Origin of the sequence: Kribbella sp. NPDC056951, from assembly GCF_042674205.1 — a bacterium.
Classification (GTDB): domain Bacteria; phylum Actinomycetota; class Actinomycetes; order Propionibacteriales; family Kribbellaceae; genus Kribbella; species Kribbella yunnanensis.
Genome location: NZ_JBHUQZ010000008.1, coordinates 293,893 through 313,626, shown reverse-complemented (window position 1 = coordinate 313,626; position 19,734 = coordinate 293,893). Strand labels below are relative to the sequence as shown.

The window sequence follows — 19,734 nt, the reverse complement described above, 5'->3', positions numbered from 1 at the left end:
GCGAGCCGTCACCTGGTTCAGTTCCGCGGCTTCTCGCGGAGCTCGAAGGACTCCACGACGTCGCCGATCTTGATGTCGTTGAAGTTGTTCACCGTCAGACCGCACTCGAAGCCCTCGCGGACCTCGGACGCGTCGTCCTTGAACCTCTTCAGCGACGACAGGTCGCCGTTCTCGACGATCACCGCACCGTCGCGGATCAACCGGATCTTGGCGTTCCGGCGGACCAGCCCGTCGGTCACCCAGCAGCCGGCGATGTTGCCCACCTTCGAGGAGCGGAAGATCTCGCGGATCTCCGCGTGGCCGAGCACGGCCTCCTCGTAGACCGGCTTGAGCATGCCCTTCAGGGCCGCCTCGATGTCGTCGATCGCGGAGTAGATCACCGAGTAGTACCGGATGTCGACGCCCTCGCGCTCGGCGACGTCCCCGGCCTTGCCCGCCGGCCGCACGTTGAAGCCGATGATGACGGCGTTCGAGGCCATGGCCAGGTTGACATCGTTCTCGTTGATCGCACCGACGCCACGGTCGATGACGCGCAGGTTGACCTCGTCGTCGACCTCGATCCGGACCAGCGCGTCTTCCAGCGCCTCGACCGAACCGGACACGTCACCCTTGAGGATGAGCAGCAGCTCCTGCGTCTCGCCCTTCTCCATCGAGGCCATGAAGTCCTCGAGGGTCCGGCGCGCACGACGCTTGGCGTTGGCGGCCGCACGAGCCCGGGCTTCGCGCTTCTCAGCGATCTGCCGGGCCATCCGGTCGTCGTCCACCACCAGGAACTTGTCACCCGCACCCGGGACCGCGGTCAGACCGAGGACCAGGACCGGACGCGACGGCGTGGCCTCTTCGACCGGGTCGCCGTGCTCGTCGAGCATGGCCCGGACCCGGCCGTACGCCGGTCCCGCGACCATCGAGTCGCCGACCCGGAGCGTGCCGCGCTGAACCAGCACGGTCGCCACCGGACCACGGCCCTTGTCGAGGTTGGCCTCGATCGCGATGCCCTGGGCCGGCATGTTCGGGTTCGCCCGCAGGTCCAGTGCCGCGTCCGCGGTCAGTACGACGCCCTCGAGCAGGCCGTCGATGTTGATCCGGGACTTGGCCGAGACGTCGACGAACATCGTGTCGCCGCCGTACTCCTCGGGGACCAGGCCGTACTCGGTCAGCTGACCGCGCACCTTGGCCGGGTCCGCCGCCGGGACGTCGATCTTGTTGACCGCGACCACGATCGGGACACCCGCCGCGCGAGCGTGGTTCAGGGCCTCGATCGTCTGCGGCATCACGCCGTCGTCGGCCGCGACCACCAGGATGACGATGTCGGTGGCCTGCGCACCACGGGCACGCATGGCGGTGAACGCCTCGTGACCCGGGGTGTCGACGAAGGTGATGGCGCGCTCTTCGCCGTCGACCGTGGTGGTCACCTGGTAGGCACCGATGTGCTGGGTGATGCCACCGGCTTCCTTGGCGACGACGTTCGCTTCCCGGACCGCGTCCAGCAGCTTCGTCTTACCATGGTCGACGTGACCCATCACGGTCACGACCGGCGGCCGCTTGACCAGGTCGCCGTCATCGCCCTCGTTGGAGCCGAAGTCGATGTCGAACGACTGGAGCAGCTCGCGGTCCTCGTCCTCCGGGGACACGACCTGAACGTCGTAGTTCAGCTCGGTGCCCAGCAGCTGCAGGACCTCTTCGTTGACCGACTGGGTCGCGGTGACCATCTCACCGAGGTGGAACAGCACCTGCACCAGCGACGCCGGGTCGACTCCGACCTTCTCGGCGAAGTCCGTCAGGGACGCGCCACGGGCCAGCTTCACGACCTCGCCGTCACCGTGCCGGACGCGAACGCCACCGACCGCCGGTGCCTGCATGTTGTCGAATTCCTGGCGCTTGGCGCGCTTCGACTTCCGGCCACGACGAGCCGGACCGCCCGGACGCCCGAAGGCACCCTGCGTTCCGCCACGGCCCCGGTTGCCCGGACCGGGACGGCCACCGCCGCCACCACCGGGAGGACCGCTCGGGCCGCCGCCGGGACGGAAACCGCCGCCACCGCCGCCGCCACCCGGACGGGCGCCGCCACCGGCTCCACCCGGACCGCCGCCACCTGGGCGACCACGACCGCCGGCGCCACCACCGCCGCCTGGGCCCCCACCGGGACCCGAGGGACGGCCGGTGAACGTACCGGCCGAGGACTTCGGCATCATCGCCGGGTTCGGGCGCGGAGCACCCGGTACGCCGCCGGAACGCGGCGGACGGTCGTTACCGCCCCGCCGGTCGTCGCGGCCGCCACCATCGCGGGCCGCCGGCGGACGCGGAGCCATCCCGGCCGGGCTCGGAGCGCCCTGGCCGCCGCCCTGGCCACCCGGGCCCGGACGTGCGCCACCGCGCTGCATGCCTTGCGTAGAGCTGAACGGGTTGTTGCCCGGACGCGGTGCACCCGGGCGCGGGGCACCACCCTGGCCACCCGGACGTGCGTTGCCACCGGGCCGGGGCGCACCCGGACGCGGCGCGGAGCCACCCGGACGCGGAGCCGCACCCGGACGGGGCGCAGAGCCTTGACCGCCACCCTGTCCGCCCGGACGCGGGCCCGGACGGTCGGCAGCCGGACGCGGCGTGGCCGGAGCGGCCGGCGCTGCGGCCTCAGGGGCCGGAGCCGCCTTGGCAGCCGGAGCCTCGAACGACGGCGTGGCCGCGGGGGCCTCGGTCTTCGGGGCGGCGGGTGCCTCGACCGGCGCTGCCGGAGCGGCAGCCGCGGCGGGAGCCTCGACCGGTGCGGCCGGGGTCTCGGCGCGCGGACGCGGCTTCGGGCCCGGACGCGGACCCGGCTTGATGCCTGGGGTCGCCTTGGCGGCCGGAGCCACCGGAGCGGCCTCGGCCTGCTCGGTCACCGGAGCCTGCGCGACCGGAGCCGGAGCGGCCTCGGCGACGGGCGCCGGGCGCTCGGCCGGTGCCGCGGGAGCGGCCGGCTCGGACTTCTCCACCGGCTCCGCGGGGACCACCGGAGCGGTCGCCTGCGGCGCGGCAGACGTACTGGCGGCGGCCTTCTTGGCCGCGCGCTTCTTCGGCGGGTTCTTCTCGAACTCCTCCGCCAACCGCCGCACAACCGGCGCCTCGATGGTCGAGGATGCCGATCGGACGAACTCACCCATGTCGTTCAGCCTGGTCAGGACGACCTTGCTGGTAACTCCGAGCTCTTTCGCGAGCTCGTAGACCCGGACCTTTGCCACTACTCTCCCTCTGGTCCGAGCCTGGGGCGCGGACCGTTAGTTGACGTACGTGCTCATCGCATTGCACTCATCGGTAGACACTCATCGAGTGGTCATGAGTCGATGACCCGCCTTCATGTCGGTCACACAGCCCGGTCAGGCCGTGTGTACATCTTGATTATCACGCTGCGCTATGTGCTCACGTAGCCCGGTCACCTCCAGCGCCCCCTGGACCTTGAAGGCCCGTGGGAACGCCTTACGCCGGACAGCGAGCTCGAAGCACTCGATCGTGGGGTGCAGGTGCGCCCCTCGGCCGGGTGCCCGACGCGCGGGATCCGGGAGGACAAGTCCCCCGGACACCGTCATCCGCAGCAGGTCAGTCGGGCTGGATCGTTTCCGGCACCCGATACAGGTGCGCTCCCGAAGCTTCTCAGGGCGCGCGTCTGCAGTTTCTGTCACAGTTCCTCAGGGTGTGGTGACGACTCAGTCGACCGACCGAGAGATCAGTCTACCTTCTTGTCCTCACCAGTCACATCGGTATCCGGCCGGATGTCGATCCGCCAGCCCGTCAGCCGGGCCGCGAGGCGGGCGTTCTGGCCTTCCTTGCCGATGGCGAGGGACAACTGATAGTCCGGTACGACGACCCGCGCGGCGCGGGCGGCCGCGTCGACGACCTCGACAGACGTAACCTGCGCCGGGGACAACGCATTCCCGACGAACGTGGCCGGGTCGTCGCTGTGGTCGATGATGTCGATCTTCTCGCCGTGCAGCTCGTGCATGATGTTGCGCACGCGCTGGCCCATCGGGCCGATACAGGCGCCCTTCCCGTTCACCGACGGGTTCAGGGTGCGAACGGCGATCTTGGTCCGGTGACCGGCCTCACGGGCGATCGCGGTGATCTCGACGGTGCCGTCGGCGATCTCCGGGACCTCCAGCGCGAACAGCTTCTTGACCAGGTTCGGGTGCGTCCGGCTGACCGTGATCTGCGGGCCCTTGAAACCCTTCCGGACACCGACGACGTAGACCCGCAGCCGGGAGCCGTGGTCGTACTTCTCCCCCGGTACCTGCTCGGGCGCCGGCAGCACGGCCTCGATCTTGCCGAGGTCGACCATCACCGAGCGCGGATCGCGGCCCTGCTGGACCACGCCGGAGACGATGTCACCCTCCTTACCGGAGAACTCGCCGTACCGGACCTCGTCCTCGGCGTCGCGCAGCCGCTGCAGGATGATCTGCTTGGCCGTGGTGGCGGCGATCCGGCCGAAGTCGGCCGGAGTGTCGTCGTACTCGCGGAGCAGCGTGCCCTCGTCGTCGAACTCGCGCGCCATCACACTCACGTGCCCGGTCTTGCGGTCCAGCTCGGCGCGCGCGTGCTGCTGTGCGCCCTCGGTGCGGTGGTAGGCCACCAGCAACGCCGCCTCGATCGCGTCGACGACGATGTCCAGGGAGATGTCCTTCTCCCGTTCGAGTGACCGCAGGACGGCCATGTCGATATCCATGTCAGTTCTCCTCCACCGTGCCGTCGGCAGGTGCTTCTTCGTCGTCGTTGCCGGCGGGCCGGTTGAACTCGATCTGGACCTTGGCCTTCTCCACGTCGCCGTACGCGACCGATCGGAGCTTGCCCTTGACATCCAGTTCGGCCGCCTCGTCGGAGGCGGTCTTGATGCGGCCGGTCACCTTCTGGCCGTTGGTCAGGGTGACCGCGACCAGGCGGGTGATGTTGCGGCGCCAGTGCCGGGGCAGCGTGAGCGGCCGGTCGACGCCGGGGCTGGAGACCTCCAGCGTGTAGGCACTCGCACCCATCAGCTTGTCGTCCTCGTCCAGCGCCTTGGAGATGGCACGGGTGACGTCCGCGACGTCGTCGAGGGTGATCCCGCCGTCGCGGTCGATCAGGACCCGCAGGATCCGGCGCTTGCCGACCGGCACGATGTCGGTCTCCTCCAGGTCGGCGCCGAACTGGGCGACGAGGGGCTGGAGGAAGTTCTCGAGGCTCGTGGTGTCCGTGTGGTCAGTCCTTCGGCTCACAGGTAGACCTGCCTCTCTTTGCAGTTGTGCGCCCGTACCCACCCCGGCGGTCCGGCCGAGGGCAGTAGTCCACCTTATCCGGCTCCGGAGGGTGCTCACGTCACCGCCTTGTCCCAGGCCGATCAACGACCTGTCACCGGGTAAGGTTCCGGGGTGCCGATCGAACCCCTCCGGCTGTCACGCCGCGTCGCACTGCAGTCCACAGCCCTGGCCACGGGCGCCTTCGTGCTGGCCGGCTGCAAGGACGATCAGGGCGGATCCGGTACGCCGGGAGCCGTCGACCCGGGATCCGGCAAGACCGTGCCACAGGAGCCGGCCGTTGACCCCGCGGTCGTCGCAGCACTCAGCAGCGCGGCCGGACTGGTGAGTTCGCTGACCGCTCAGTACACGCTCGTCGGCACGAAGTTCCCGGCCCTCAAGCCCAAACTGGCGGCCGCCGCGAAGTTCCACGCCGGTCACCTGGCCAAGCTCCAGGAGACGGCCGGCGTCACCGTGCCCAAGGCCCCCAAGGCCCCGGCCGTACCGACTCAGTCGGTCGCCGCCCTGGCACTGCTCGCCAAGCAGGAGAAGGCCGCCTCGGCCGCCCACGCGGCCGCCGCAGCCAAGCTCTCCGGATCTGCGGCCCGCCTGCTCGCGATGATCGCCGCGTCCGAGGTCCAGCTCGGCTCGACCCTCCTCCCGACCAAGAAGGTGGCCTCCTCATGAGTGAGATGGAGGCCCTGCAGGCCGCCCTCGCCGGCGAACACGCAGCCCTGTACGGCGTGGGTGTGGCCGGCGGCAAGTTGAGCGGCGCCAAGTTCCGGTCCGCGACCGAGACGTTCGAGCGGCACCGCGACAACCGCGACAAGCTGAGCGCCCTGATCGCGGCCGCCGGTGAGACCCCGGTCGCCGCCGAACCGGCGTACGACCTGCCGCAGCCGGTCACGAACGCGGTCAGCGCCTCCGCGCTGATCCTCGTCATCGAGCGCCGCCTGGCCGCGGCGTACGGCGATCTGGTCGAGGCCGCCGAGCAGCCGCCGGTCCGCCAGCTGGCCATCAACGAACTGCTCGCCACCGCGTCCGCGCAGGTGGTCTGGGGTGGCGCACCGGTCGCCCTCCCGGGCGCGGTTTAGATCCGTTCAGTGACGGCGCGGACACGGTCCGCCGTCAAATCCCGGCGCTAACGAAGGAATTCCGGCGGAGTTACGTATCGGCCGGAAATTCATAGCGTATTCCCCTTTACTCGCAGCGCGACCTTACCTATATTTTCGGCCACGGAGACTGGGGGGTCACCGGGTATCACGACGACCGCGTTGGTGGCGCAGGTCGCGAAGGTTCGGCGCGTTCTCAGCGCCTTGTTCCGTACGTTTCATTTCCGCTTGCCTGCTTTTCAAGAGGCACCTCAACTTCTTCGGTCCTGCTCGCGGCAGGATCATGGAGGGTGGCGAAGCATGCGTACTTTCGACCTGCGCACCGGCGAAGACCTGTTCGTGAAAGACCTGCGAGTGGTCCGCTGGGAACAATATGAACTCGATCGTGAAGTGCCGTTCCAGGCGATGTGGTACTCCGTCCCACCCGGTTCGGAGAGCCCGCTCGACCAGCATCCCGAGCTCGAACTGTCCCTCGTCGTCGCCGGTACGGCGCATGTCCTGACCGGCGGTTCGACCTACGAAGTCCAGCAGGGCAACGCGTTCCTGCTCTCCAGCACCGAACAGCACGTCGTACAGAATCGGTCGGACTCGGTCGAACTCACCGTCTTCAGCGCCTATTGGATGCCCATCTCTGGACAGCACAGCGATGAGTGAGCAGATCAGCGTCTTCACGTTCCCGCAGCCGACCGTCAACGGGCCGCTGCACGTCGGCCACCTGTCCGGCCCGTACCTGGCCGCCGACATCGCCGCCCGCGCAGCACGCGCCCGGGGCGAACAGGTCGTGGTCACCAGCGGTCTCGACGTCCATCAGAACTATGTCCTGACGCGAGCCGAGAACGAGGGCCTCGATCCGCACGCGATGACGGCCGCGTTCCGCGACGACATCCTCGATACCTATGACCGGGCCCGAATCGGCTATGACCGATTCACCGACCCGCTCGGCGACGGCCACCCACCGGTGATCCGCCAACTGATGAACCACCTGGTCACCTCCGGTGCCGCACCGATGCGCGAGATCACCTTGTACGCCTGCAGCGATTGCGATCGCACCCTGCACGAGTCCTACCTCAGCGGGCTGTGCGGCGAATGCAAGGAGCCGGCGGCCGGCGGGGCGTGCGAGGTCTGCGGCACGTTCACGCAGGTCGCGACAATGATCGATCCGGTCTGCGGTCGCTGTGGCGGCGAGCCGCGTCCGTTCCGCGCAACCGTCCCCGTCTTGCGGATGGAGGACCACCGCGCCGCGCTGACCGAGACCTGGGTCCGGGCCCAACTGCCCCCGGCCGTCCGCGAACTCGTCGACCGCATCCTCCGGGCCGGGCTGCCGGAGATCCCGCTCGCCTTCCCGACGAACTGGGGTATCGAAGGCGACGGCCCGCTCACCGGCCTGCGGATCTGCCCGTACACCGAGGTCGCACTCACCGACCTCTACGGCATCGCGCAGGCCGTCGATCCAGCCGCCACCGACATCGCCGGCTACCTGGCCGCGATCGGCCGCGTCGGCGAGCTCTGGCATTTCCTCGGTCTCGACAACGCATTCTGGTACGCCGTCTACTGGCCGGCCGTGTGGGCCGCTGCCGGGGTCGCACGGTCGCCTCTTTCCGGGCTGGTGGTCAACGAGTTCTACACCTCGGACGGGGCGAAATTCTCGACCAGCCGGAAACACGGAATGACAGCGACGGAATTACTCAGCCAACGGGATCCGTCAATCGTTCGTTTGTTTCTGGCCTGGGACCGGCCGGATCGCTATCAGAGCGATTTCAACCAGCATTCTTTCCAGGCTTTCACCGAGTACGTCGAACCGCTGCTGGCGGGCGTCCGCACGATCTCCGAACCACTCGATCCGGCGCTGGCCGCGATCGAACTGGCCCGGGGTGAGGCCGCGCTCAAGCCGACCGCTTTCGACCCACCGCTGGCGGCGCGATGCCTGCTCACGCTGCTGGCCGGTGGTGCCCACGACACCGGGTCGCTCCGCACCGCGCTCACCGGGCTGGGGTGATCCGGATGCGCATCGGAGTGATCGGCGCGGGGTTCGCCGGATCGCTACTCGCCTGGCGGCTCAGCAGCCAGGTCGCCGTCGACCTGATCACCGGCCCGCCCGGGACCGACGCGACCGCGGCCTCGGGTGGCGGGGTCCGCGGGTTCGAGACGCATCCGCTGCAACGCCGACTGGCCATCGACAGCCTGACCGAACTCCTCGGCACGCTCCACGACCAAGCGACGTACACGGAGACCGGGTGCACCTATCTGCTTCTGGAGTACGACGGCCTGGCGGCTGCGGTGGCTGAGGTCGAGCACGCGCATCCGGGCTCGACGGCGGTTCTCGATCGCACCGAACTGCGTCGCCGCGGCTGGCACGGCCTGCCCGAGGGCACGGTCGGCGTCTGCGAACAGCGGGCCGGGTTCATCGATCCCGATCGGCTACGGCACACCGTCGTACGACGCCTGGCCGCCGGCCGGACCAGTCGGGTCCTGACCGGTCCAGTCCTGCGACTGCTCCCCCAGCCCGACGGCTCTGTCGCGTGCCGGCTCCCCGGTCGGACCGAGCTGTACGACGCGGTCGTGGTGGCCACGGGTTCGTGGACGCCGACCTTCCTCGCCGAGAACCAGCTCAGCGACCACACCAAGACCAAGGCGATCCAGATCGCCGTCTACTCAGTGGCCGGCGACCTGCCGACCATGTTCGTCGACGAGACCAGCGACCTGTACGGACGGCCGACGGCGGACGGCCGGCTGCTCCTCGGGGTCGACACCCAGCGCTGGTCCGTTCCACCCGGCAGCAGTGCCCCGATCCCGGACCTGGTCGCCCAGACCGTCCGGATCGCGGCCGAGCGGCTGCCACACCTCGAGTTGTCGGCGCCCGACCACCTGGTCAGTGCGGCCGACTGTTATGCCGATCCACCGGTACTGACCCTCTGGCCGGTCCCTGGTGGAACTCATCGGCTCTACACCTTCACCGGTGGGTCCGGGGGCAGCGTGAAGACCGCGCTGGCCGCTAGCCGGGCCGCCGCGAGCGAACTGCTCGCCACCGGCGGGACCAGTAACTCCACTTCGCGGACGGAGAACAAGCGCATGACGATCACCGAACGAGGTATGCACCAGCAGCAGCGAACGACGCCCCGCTACCACACCGTGGGTATCGGGGCCGGACCCTCCAACCTCTCGTTGGCGGCGCTCTACAAGAACGTCACCAGCGAGCGGCTCGCCCTGTTCGACTCCCGGCCCGGCACCGGCTGGCACACGCCGCTGCTCTACCCCGGGGTGCGGATGCAGACGGGCTGGATGAAGGACCTCGTCTCCCTGGTCGATCCCCGCCACGAGCTGACCTTCCTGAACTACCTGGTCACCTCCGGTCGGCTGTATGCGCTGATCAACTCCCAGTTCGACTCACTCCCCCGGATCGAGTACGAGCGCTACCTGACCTGGGCCACCGAACAGCTCGGCGTGGTCAACTTCGGCTCCCAGGTCGACTCGATCTCGATCACCGACGAGGGCTTCGAGATCAGCGTCGACGGCGTCCCGACCGCCGTGTCGGAACACCTGGTCCTCGGACTCGGCACGCGAGCCGTGCGCCCGGCGTACCTGGGCGGTCTGCCCGCGGAGCGCGCCTTCATCGCCGACGACCTCGGTCAGCGGCTCGCCACGCTGGACCGGACCGCACCGACCGCAGTCGTCGGCGGCGGCCAGACCGGTCTGGAGTCGGTACTGCGCCTGCTCGGAGCGGGCTTCACCGACATCCGGTGGATCGGGCGCAACCAGTGGTTCCGCAGCATCGACGACTCCCCGATGGCCAACGAGCTCTACCGGCCGTCGCACATCCAGTACCTGCAGGGCCTGAACCGGGGCATGCGCCGGCAGATGATCGACGACTCGCGCTACAGCGGCGACGCCATCACACCGGGCGGTCTGCGGGCGCTCTACCAGGCCAACTACGACGGCTTCCTGTCACTCGGCCAGTTCCCCGTCACGCTGCTTCCCGGCCGCGATGTCCGTACGTCGGATCTGCTGTCCGACGGCAACATCCGCCTGTGCTGCTCGACGACCGCGTTGCCGGAGGAGCACGTCGTACGGCAACTGATCGTCGCCGCCGGTCGCGAGCACGTCGCGGCGCCGTTCGACGACGACCTGCGGGAGCGGATCGAGACCGACGACGACGGCCAGATCCTGGTCGAGTCGGACTACTCGGTGCGCTGGAAGGGGATGAACGGGCACAAGATCTTCACGTTCAACGCGAGCCGGTACAGCCACGGCCTGACGAACGCCGGGCTGACGCAACTGCCGGTCCGGGCCGCGATCGTCCTCAACTCGATGTTCGAGCGGGAGATCTACCCGATCTCCGACGACGTCTGCGCGGTGCACTGGTGACCGCGGCACCCGACGTCGACGGGGTGTGGTTCCGCCTCGACGTCGACGATCCGGCCGGCAACGCGCCGTACGGGCAGTATCACCGCCAGGACGACGTGGTTTGGGCGGAGTTCTACGCCGGTGGCACGTTGCGCAGTGGCCGGCTGGTCGGGCGACTCCGCGCAGACGGTTCGTTCGACGCGTCGTACTGCCTGCTGACCAGGAGCGGTGAGCTGATCAGCGGCCGCTGCCACAGCATCCCGGAGATCGATGCCCAGGGCAACATCGTGATCTCCGACCATTTCGAGCGGGCCGACGGTACCCGCGGGGTGAGCCGCATCCGGCAGATCCCGGAACCCATGAGAGAGGCGTCATGACCGAGAAACCCCACCTGTTGGTGGTCGCTACCGGGATGCGGTTGTTCCGGGAGTACATCCTGCGGTCGATCGCGCCGCAGTACCGGCTGCACATGTTTCTGCATTCCGAGCCGAGCTGGGAGAAGGAGTACCTGGACGGCTGGACGGTGCTGGAGACCACGCTCGATGCCGAGGCGCTGGTCGCGGCGGCTAGGAAGCTGCATCAGGATGATCCGATCGATGGAGTGCTCTGCTGGGACGAGGCACGGATCCTGCAGACGGCTCATGTGGCCGAGGCGCTCGGGCTGCCGGGTGGCGACGTCGCGATGATCAACCGGTGCCGCGACAAGCACCTGACCAGGACGGCGCTGGCCGAGCACGGCGTACCGCAGCCTGTGTCGGTGCTCGTCGACACAGTCGACGAGGCGCTCGCCACGGCGGAGAAGCTCGGCTACCCGATCATCCTCAAGCCGCGCGCGCTGGCCGCCAGCCTCGGTGTGGTGAAGGTGAACGACGCTGCCGAGCTTCGGGACAACTGGGACTTCGCGCACGACACGACCGTGCCCGAGGCGCCGCACTACGACGTGAAGGTGCTGGTCGAGGAGTTCGCCGACGGGTACGAGATCAGCATCGACGCCGCGGTTTTCCACGGCCAGGTCACGCCGTTCTGCCTTGCTCGCAAGGAGATCGGCTACCCGCCGTACGCGGAAGAGATCGGGCACTTCGTGGACGCCACGGACCCGCTGCTCGCCGATGAGCAGCTGCAGCAGGTGCTGGTCGACGCGCACAAGGCGATCGCGTTCACCGACGGCGTCACGCACACCGAGATCATGATGACGGCCGACGGACCGAAGGTCATCGAGATCAACGCCCGGATCGGCGGCGACCTGATCCCGTACCTCGGGTTGCAGGCGACTGGCGTCGATCCCGGCCTGGCCGCGGCCGCGGTTGCGTGTGGACGGCAGCCCTCGTTGGTGCCGGATCGGACACGGGTCGGTGGGGTGCGGTTCTTCTACGTCTCCGAGAACGACACGGTGCTCGACTCGGTCGCATTCGACCCGGTCGATACGCCGGGGATCGACCAACTCGTCGTACTGATGGAGGCCGGTCAGACGACCAGTCCCCCGCCGGACGGCACGCTGTGGGGCCGGATCGCGTACGCGACCGCCGTCGCCGGTTCCGTCGCGGAGAGCCGGACCGGTCTGGACGCGGCCGAGCGTGCGCTGCGCTGGAGCGGTCATCCCAAGGAGCCGGCGTCATGAGCAGTGTTGAAGAGCAGGGCACCGGAATCTGGCAGACCATTCGGGAGGCGCCCGGGCCGGTGAAGGCGTTGCTGGTCGGCGTCTTCGTGAACAAGCTCGGCTGGTTCCTGCAGGTCTTCCTGGTGCTGTTCCTGACCACGTCGAAGGGCTTCACGCCGGTTCAGGCCGGTACGGCGCTCGGCGTGTACGGCGGCGGCTCGGTGATCGGTCTGATCATCGGCGGCTCGTTGACGGACAAGATCGGTCCGCGAGCTGCGGTGATGATCAGCATGTTCGGGATGGCCGGATTCGTGCTGGCGATCGCGTACGTGCCGAGCTATGCGGCGGTCATCGTCGTGGTGGCGCTGGCCGGTGCGGTCGGGCAGTTCTATCGACCGGCTTCGGCCGCGCTGCTGACCGAGCTGACGCCGCAGAACCGGCAGGTGATGACGTTCGCGATCTACCGGCTGGCGATGAACCTCGGTACGACGGCGGCGCCGCTCATCGGTGCCGCTCTCGTCGCGGTGTCGTGGAACCTGCTGTTCATCGGTGAAGCGGTCGCCGCTCTCGCCTATGCGGCAGTCGCCATCGTCGCGTTGCCTCGGCGGACGAAACCTGCCTCCGAAGCGTCGGCCGCGGAACCACAGCAGCCGAAGGGCAGCTACGTCGCCGTACTGCGGGATCACAAGTACGTGCTGTTCCTGGTCTGCATGTTCATCAACGCGGCGATCTACATGCAATACCTCGCCGTCCTGCCACTGCACATGAACGCCGAGGGTTTCTCGACCTGGTGGTACAGCGCGATGGTCGCCCTGAACGGCTTCATCGTGATCACCTGCGAGTTGCTGGTGACCAAGGTCGTGCAGAACAAACCGGCCCGGACGGTCGCGATGGTCGGCTTCGTGCTGCTCGGCGGCGGACTCGCGTTCTACGCGCTGCCGGGCGGGCTGGCGATCTTCGTGATCGGCACGCTGCTCTGGACGCTGGCCGAGATCGTCGGCGGCCCGACCATGTTCGCCTATCCCGGCATGGCCGCGCCCAAACCGTTGCTCGGCCGGTACGTCGGTGGGGCGCACGCGATGTTCGGCCTCGGATCGGCGCTCGGCCCGTTCCTCGGGGTCTGGGTGTGGAACAGCACCGGGACCCAGGTGTGGCTGTGGTGCGGGGTGCTCGCTGCCATCGGACTCGTCCTCGCGTACTTCGGGATGGCTCCGGCGCGGACTGAAGAGACCACCGAGCTCGCACCCATCACCGAAGTTGCCGAAGTCGCCGAAGGAGGCAAGGCATGAGCGAATACACGATCATCGTGGATCCGTTGTCCACAGGTCAGGAGTATCCGGCCGCGTTCCGTGCGGCGGGGCGGAAGCCGGTCGCCGTACTGAGCGGTCTGGAGCCACCACCGGCGTACACGACTTCGTGGAACCCGGAGGATTTCGATCACGTCCACTACTTCACGGGTGATGTTGCGGCGCTGGCTTCAGAGCTACGGCAGTATGAGCCGTCGTACTTGGTGCCGGGTGCCGAGAGCGGGGTCGAGCTGTGTGATCAGCTGATCGAGATTCTGCTGCCGGGGACGGGCAACGTGCCGGCGCTGGCGTCGGCCCGGCGCGACAAGTGGGAGATGGCACAGGCGCTGTCGGCCGCGGGTGTGCCGCGGTTGCGGCAGGTGCTGACCGCCGACGAGGCCGAGGCCGAGGAATGGTTGCGGGCCAACGATTTGCTAGGCCGCCGGCTGGTGATCAAGCCACCGAAGAGCGCCGCCGGCGACGAGGTGTACGTCGTCTTCGAGGGCGGCGACTGGCGCGAGCGCTTCCACCGCGTGCTCGGCCGGGCGAACAAGATGGGGCTGATCAACGACGCGGTCCTCATCCAGGAGTACGCCGAAGGAACGGAGTACCTGGTCGACACCTACAGCGTCGACGGCGTACATGCGTTGGTCGACGTCTGCCGGTACACGAAGGTCGGCCGCGGCGACAAGATCGGCATCTACCGCCGCATCGACTTCCTCGCCGAGGACGACCCGGAGGTCCAGGCACTCTGGCCGTACACCCGCGACGTCCTCGACGCCGTCGGCATCCGGATCGGCTGCGGCCACGTCGAAGTGATGATGACCGCCGAAGGCCCCCGCCTGATCGAGGTAGCCGCCCGACCCGCCGGCGGCGGTCACCAGATGGTCAGCGAACTAGCCACCGGCGACAACCACATCAAGCGAACCGTCGCCCACCGAGTCCGCGGTGAGGTGCGGTCCGGCTTCGACCTGGTCCAGCACCTGCGCGGCATCTTCATCATCGCGCCGTCCGAGGGTTACTTCCGCAACCGCGAGGTCTTCGACGGCATCGAAGACCTCAAGTCGTTCCACTGGTGGAAGGTCCTCCACGAAGAGGACGCCGTCGTCCCCGCAACAGTCGACCTCTTCACCTGCCTGGCCTGGGTCATCCTCATCCACAGCGACCCCCAGACCCTCGACGAGGACTACCAACGTGTACTGGAAATGGAGGCCGACATCATCATCGAGACCCCCTAGTACGCCGTACGGGTCCGGGCGGACCACCAACCGCCCGGCCCCACTCTGCGAGAATCTTGTTTATGCCAGGCCCGACCACGCCCTGCCCTTGTGGCCTACCCGCGACCTACGCCGAGTGCTGCGGCGCCCTACACAACGGCACCCGTACGGCGACCACCGCCGAGCAACTGATGCGCTCCCGCTACACCGCCTTCGTAGTAGGCGACACGGCGTACCTGCTCCGCACCTGGCACTCCACCACCCGCCCACCGGTCCTGGAGCTCTCCCCCAACATCCGATGGACCGGCCTAGAGATCCTGGCGACCACCAACGGCACCCCCTTCCACACCGAAGGCACCGTAGAATTCCGAGCCAGCTACGCGGGCGGCGCGCAACAGGAAAACAGCCACTTCACCCGCGAAAACGGCGAGTGGACCTACGTCAGCCCCGTCCGCTGAAGGTGGTCAACCCCACCCGTGCACGCTTGTCGCGGCGCGAGTGATGTTCCCCGCCCACGCCCGGCGACCGTGACCCGCCGCGGGCAGCTGAAGGCGGGTGGGTGGTGGCGACGCCAACGACACGTAGTAGTCCCGGAACTAGGCGCTCGCTGAGCGCGCCGGGTACCCACCGACACCGCTCCCGAGGTACTACTACGTGTCCGTACCGACACCGCCGGACGGAACTGCCGAACGACAGGTCAGTGGAATGCCGGGGCCTGACTGCTGGACGCTGACTCGCGTTCGCCCAGCAGTCTGAGCCCACTTGGGGCTCGTCGGTCAGCGGCGGGTTACGGCGGCCCAGGCGTCGACGATGCCGTGGCCGTAGAAGCCGTTGAAGTTGCGGGTACCTTCACAGAGTGCGTTGAACTCCGCGGGACGTCCCTCGTTGGTGTAGGTCAGCAGTGGCGGGTTCGGGCAGGCGCGGGACTGGGCGGTGTCCATCAGGATCCGGCCGACCTTGTCCGGGTCCATGCCGAAGCCACCCGGGCGCCCCTTGCCGTACTGGCTGACGATCAGGGCAGCCACACCGGTGGCGTGCGGCGATGCCATCGAGGTGCCTTGGAGCACGAAGTAGTAGCCGCACTTGGTGTAGTCGGTCACTCCGGCCGGGCACTGCTTCTGCGCCCCGAGAGCGATACCGTCGGGAGTGAGCTCGCCGGCGGCGTCGACCAGACCGTTCGCCTGCAGCGTGTTGACGGGGTACGTCGACAGGATCAGGTTGCCGTTGGTCCGGAACTGCGGCGTACCGAAGAAGTCGCGGAACCAGCCGCCGGGTGCGGACACCTCGATCTGCTCGGTGCCGTAGTTGGAGTAGTCGGCCTTGGTGCTCGACGGACCGAGCGCCGACACACCGATCACATGCGGTCCCTCGACCGGCAGGTCAACGCAAGTCGCGTTGTCGATCGGCCGCGGGTACGCAGTGCCCGCCGGGAAGTCGGGGCTCGAGAGGTCGGTGCGCGGCTTGCCGAGATCCTCGTGGTTGTTGCCGAGCGAACCGACCAGGGTCACACCATGCCGGTGCGCGTAGTTCAGGGCTCGAGTCATCGCCCGGATGATGGTGCGCTGTTCGGCCTGTGCCTCTGGGCTGTCCGCCGGGTTGGCGGTGCAGTTGTAGAGCCACGGGTCGACGTAGAACGACATGTTGACGACATCGAGTCCGACATCACCGGCGTACGTCAGAGCGTCCGTGACCGGGCCGAGGAACAGGTACCCACTGTCCTGACCACCGCGGATCTCCACCAGCGTCACATTCGGCGCAACCCCGGAAACGCCAACACCGTTGACCGCGGCACCAATCGTGCCGGCCACGTGCGTCCCGTGCCCGCTGTCGTCCCAGCCAACCGGGTCGACGCAACCACTGAACTCACACACTCCGTCGATCTCGGGAATGTCCGGCGCGAAGTTGCGCGACAACTTCCAGTCGAAGTTCGGCGCGATGTCCGGGTTGCGCGCGTCGATCCCGGAATCGAGCACACCGACCTTGACCGCCTTCTTGCCCGGCTGAACCCGCCGCGCCAAATCCGACCGAACCATCCGCAGCCCCCACAACTGCGCATCCAGCGGATCCATCCCAACAACCTTCTTGCCCGCGGCGACCTTTCCACTTCCACCGTTCTCGGACTCCACACTGAGCGGCTTCTCCGCCCGCGGCACAGTCCCGATCGGCCGACTACGCGCCGCCCCCTCAATCGCACTAGAAGCCGACACCCGACCAACAAATCCAGACGCGGCCGCACGCACAGTCAACGTGCCCAGGTTCGCGTTCTCCTTAACAACTTCACCGCCAGCCGCCTTAACCGCCGCGACAGCCTGACTCCGATCCGCACCCTCTTCCAGCAGAACCAAGTACTCGGTGTCGCCCCCAGCAACACCCGCCCCAGCCCCAACCGGCGCCACAACCGCACCAGCCACCAGGACAAACGCCCCAGTCATCGCCAGCAACCCTCTCCGAACATCTCGCATGAGCGAATCCCTCCCCTGAATACCCACGGACGAGCCTCACGCTAGGTCCACACACCCCGCCCGAGAAGACGACGACGTTGTCACCACGTACCGCACTCGGCCAACCACCCAAGGTGGATGAGTTCGCCAACGACAGGACGTATACGCCCAGCACATGCCGCCGTCACGCTCACCGGGCCGAGTTCCGACACCAGATCCGGCGACACCTCCTGTCCTTCGACAGATTCGCTCACCGAAGGCTTGCGCGTAGGCCCACAGACGGGGAGCTCCAGGTGCGTGGTTGAGCAGCGCCGGTACGACGGCGGCGGAGCCCTCGGCGTACTGCTTGATCGCCGAGGGGTCCGCGGGGTGGCTCAGCCCTTGAAGCGGCGGCAGGGGTCGCCGACCCAGGCCGTCTTACCGCGGTCGACGGTGACGTCGCGGGAGCCGAGAAGCTTGCCGCCCTTGGTGTAGCAGCTCAGCTTCCAGCTCTCCTTGACACCGGTGTACGACGCGGGCGTCGGCGGGGCGAACTCGACCGAGCCGGTCCAGTCGGCCGTCTCACCACCGTCGAAGTTCTCCACCTGGACCGTGTACTGGCCGGGCACCGGGTCGAGCAGGACAGCGACCTCTGGGTCGGCCAGCGACGCCGCCTGGGCGACCCGCTTGCCGTCCGGTCCGTAGATGTAGACGTCCCAGTCGACGTCCGGCTTGTTCCAGCCGATCTTGATCGTGGCCTTGCCGTTGTCGGCCTCCGGCGGCGCCTTGATCGTGAACGTGGCAGTCTCGGACTGGCCCTTGACCGGGATCCCGTCCGGGTTGGTCAACGTGACCGACGGCTGGGTCGGTGCGACCGGGTCACGGCCCCAACGGCCGGCGACGTACGGGCGGGTGGACGGGTTGACCGACCACTTGAACGCGCCGAGACCGGTGGTCAGCGTCGACTCGAGCTTGTCGGTGTAGATGATCGGGTCCTTCGCCGTGCCGTCCGGCTGGACCACCGGCGAGGTCGGCGTCTGGAAGGTCTTCGCGATCTTCAGCGTGCGGCCGGGTGTGGTCGCGCCGAGGAGGGTCGAGTGCAGCTTGGCGTTGCCGGTGGCCTCGCTCATCGTCAGCAGGGCCTCGCGGTTACCGCCGGTACCCGCACCCGGCGCCGGCGCCTGGCCGAGGTAGTGCGCGATGACCCCTTCGGCGTACGGCGGATGGAACGACGAGCCGATCTCGAACGTGAACCCGAAGCCGCCGGTTGCCCAGTAGCTCCAGTCCTCGGTCGAACCGGTGGTGTCGTACAGCTGGTAGCTCGGCTGGTTGGTGTAGCCGTTGTCTACCGCCAGCGATGCTCCGAGAGCCTTGTACGCCGGCTCGTCCGGGGGTGCGCCCACGGCCATCACGCCCGGCGGACGCAGGATCAGGTTCCCGAAGGTGTGCAGGGTGATCAGTCCGGTCACCTGGCGGTTGGAGACGACCCAGCGGACGTTCTGCACCTCGGGCAGGATGGACGGCCCGTCACCGCGGTAGGTCTCACTGCGGTAGTTGGTGCTCGCGCCCGGTCCACCCCAGAAGCCCGGGTAGTTCCGGTTGGGGTCGGTCCCGCGCTGCACGCCCTGTGGGTTGTTGCCGCAGTCGCCGCCGAGCTCCTCGGGCAGCGTCTTGGCCGTCACCTCACACGTCTTGCGCTTCATCTCGTAGTCGAACTTGCTGAAGTCACCCTTGGGAGCGGCCTCGCGCGAAGTGTTGTAGCCGTCGACGTTGATGATCGGTACGACGATGGTGCGCGTCTTCTGCACGATCGACGTGACCCGCTTGTTCTTGCCGTAGTTCTTGGTGAGATCGAAGGCGTACTCGATCGCGGTCTCCGCCGACGGCCACTCGCGCGCGTGGTGCGCGCCGATCAGGAGGAAAACGGGCTTGCCGTCGCTCACATTCTGCGGGTTGGTGGTGATCTCGACACCCCGGACCGTGCGGCCCTCGCCGGTCTTGTAGGGCAGCGTGATCGGCTTGACCAGCCTCGGGTACTTCTTGGCCAGCAGCGTCAGATCCGCCTCGTAGTCGGCCAGCCGACGGTAGGTGTCGCGCCCGCTGGGCAGCGGTGAGACAGCGGTCTTGGCCGCATAGTCGGCGTCCTTGGCGCGGTCGAGACGGTTCTGCTCCTCGACATCGGCGACCTTGACGGTCCACTCGTAGCCGGCGGACTTCAGCAGGCTCCGCTCGCGGGCGTCACCGGCGAACACCGTGACGGAGTCGGCGTCGGCCTGCTCGGTGACGTCGAATCCGAGCTTGAGCAGCTTCTCCTTGTCGGCGCGGGTCGGCGTGCTCACGTCGAGCAGCTGTGACCTGTTGTCCGGCGGCGGATCGGCCTGGGCCGGGGCGGGCAGCCCCTGTAACCCGGCGACCACCGCGGCGACGGCGGCCGCGCAACCCACCACGGCGGTGCGACGGCGCATGGTCCATTTCATTTCGGGCGTACCCCCACTCTGTCGGACCGCGGGCGGCAGGATGCCTCCCA

At 68.2% G+C, this 19,734-nt stretch carries 16 protein-coding genes; 10 read left to right on the top strand and 6 right to left on the bottom strand.

What is annotated here, in order from left to right; translation table 11 throughout:
• Positions 1–17: 17 nt before the first annotated feature.
• The 4 genes from infB to rimP all read right to left on the bottom strand — a co-directional run bounded on the left by infB (position 18) and on the right by rimP (position 5,216).
• On the bottom strand, positions 18–3,215 hold the full coding sequence (gene infB, locus ACFTSF_RS29165) for a translation initiation factor IF-2 (protein ID WP_380157280.1): 3,198 nt from the start codon (positions 3,213–3,215) through the stop codon (positions 18–20).
• Between the two features lie 135 nt (positions 3,216–3,350).
• Complete coding sequence (locus ACFTSF_RS29160) at positions 3,351–3,653, bottom strand: YlxR family protein (protein WP_380157278.1); 303 nt, start codon at positions 3,651–3,653, stop codon at positions 3,351–3,353.
• Positions 3,654–3,697: 44 nt separating this feature from the next.
• Positions 3,698–4,690, bottom strand: a complete 993-nt coding sequence (gene nusA, locus ACFTSF_RS29155) for a transcription termination factor NusA (protein WP_344151029.1) — start codon at positions 4,688–4,690, stop codon at positions 3,698–3,700.
• A gap of 1 nt (position 4,691) precedes the next feature.
• Positions 4,692–5,216: a ribosome maturation factor RimP gene (gene rimP / locus ACFTSF_RS29150; protein ID WP_380157276.1), complete on the bottom strand. Its 525-nt coding sequence runs from the start codon at positions 5,214–5,216 to the stop codon at positions 4,692–4,694.
• Between the two features lie 153 nt (positions 5,217–5,369).
• Here rimP and ACFTSF_RS29145 point away from each other — a divergent pair, with 153 nt between their 5' ends.
• The 10 genes from ACFTSF_RS29145 (at position 5,370) to ACFTSF_RS29100 (ending at position 15,245) form a co-directional block, all read left to right on the top strand.
• Positions 5,370–5,921, top strand: a complete 552-nt coding sequence (locus ACFTSF_RS29145; RefSeq protein ID WP_380157275.1) for a cell division protein FtsK — start codon at positions 5,370–5,372, stop codon at positions 5,919–5,921.
• The gene (locus tag ACFTSF_RS29140) at positions 5,918–6,328 is read left to right on the top strand and encodes a ferritin-like domain-containing protein (protein ID WP_380157273.1); all 411 of its coding nucleotides are present in this window, start codon (positions 5,918–5,920) and stop codon (positions 6,326–6,328) included. The genes ACFTSF_RS29145 and ACFTSF_RS29140 overlap by 4 nt, the downstream gene beginning before the upstream one ends.
• A gap of 318 nt (positions 6,329–6,646) precedes the next feature.
• Positions 6,647–7,000, top strand: a complete 354-nt coding sequence (locus ACFTSF_RS29135; protein ID WP_380157271.1) for a cupin domain-containing protein — start codon at positions 6,647–6,649, stop codon at positions 6,998–7,000.
• Positions 6,993–8,342, top strand: a complete 1,350-nt coding sequence (locus ACFTSF_RS29130) for a class I tRNA ligase family protein (protein ID WP_380157269.1) — start codon at positions 6,993–6,995, stop codon at positions 8,340–8,342. Before ACFTSF_RS29135 ends, ACFTSF_RS29130 begins: the two co-directional genes overlap by 8 nt.
• 5 nt (positions 8,343–8,347) lie before the next feature.
• Complete coding sequence (locus ACFTSF_RS29125) at positions 8,348–10,708, top strand: FAD-dependent oxidoreductase (RefSeq protein ID WP_380157268.1); 2,361 nt, start codon at positions 8,348–8,350, stop codon at positions 10,706–10,708.
• Complete coding sequence (locus tag ACFTSF_RS29120) at positions 10,705–11,064, top strand: hypothetical protein (protein ID WP_380157266.1); 360 nt, start codon at positions 10,705–10,707, stop codon at positions 11,062–11,064. Before ACFTSF_RS29125 ends, ACFTSF_RS29120 begins: the two co-directional genes overlap by 4 nt.
• Complete coding sequence (locus ACFTSF_RS29115) at positions 11,061–12,305, top strand: acetyl-CoA carboxylase biotin carboxylase subunit family protein (protein WP_380157265.1); 1,245 nt, start codon at positions 11,061–11,063, stop codon at positions 12,303–12,305. The genes ACFTSF_RS29120 and ACFTSF_RS29115 overlap by 4 nt, the downstream gene beginning before the upstream one ends.
• Positions 12,302–13,573 carry an MFS transporter gene (locus ACFTSF_RS29110; protein ID WP_380157263.1) on the top strand — a complete coding sequence of 424 codons (1,272 nt, stop codon included), beginning with the start codon at positions 12,302–12,304 and terminating at the stop codon, positions 13,571–13,573. Before ACFTSF_RS29115 ends, ACFTSF_RS29110 begins: the two co-directional genes overlap by 4 nt.
• Positions 13,570–14,808, top strand: a complete 1,239-nt coding sequence (locus ACFTSF_RS29105) for an ATP-grasp domain-containing protein (RefSeq protein WP_380157261.1) — start codon at positions 13,570–13,572, stop codon at positions 14,806–14,808. Before ACFTSF_RS29110 ends, ACFTSF_RS29105 begins: the two co-directional genes overlap by 4 nt.
• A gap of 62 nt (positions 14,809–14,870) precedes the next feature.
• Complete coding sequence (locus tag ACFTSF_RS29100) at positions 14,871–15,245, top strand: YchJ family protein (protein ID WP_380157259.1); 375 nt, start codon at positions 14,871–14,873, stop codon at positions 15,243–15,245.
• 318 nt (positions 15,246–15,563) lie between these two features.
• Here ACFTSF_RS29100 and ACFTSF_RS29095 read toward each other — a convergent pair whose 3' ends face one another.
• Together ACFTSF_RS29095 and ACFTSF_RS29090 are read right to left on the bottom strand one after the other, a co-directional pair.
• Entirely contained in the window at positions 15,564–17,219 is a 1,656-nt protein-coding gene (locus tag ACFTSF_RS29095; protein ID WP_380157257.1) for a S8 family serine peptidase, read from the bottom strand.
• A 383-nt stretch (positions 17,220–17,602) separates the two neighbouring features.
• Complete coding sequence (locus ACFTSF_RS29090; protein WP_380157256.1) at positions 17,603–19,672, bottom strand: M14 family zinc carboxypeptidase; 2,070 nt, start codon at positions 19,670–19,672, stop codon at positions 17,603–17,605.
• Positions 19,673–19,734 lie beyond the last annotated feature (62 nt).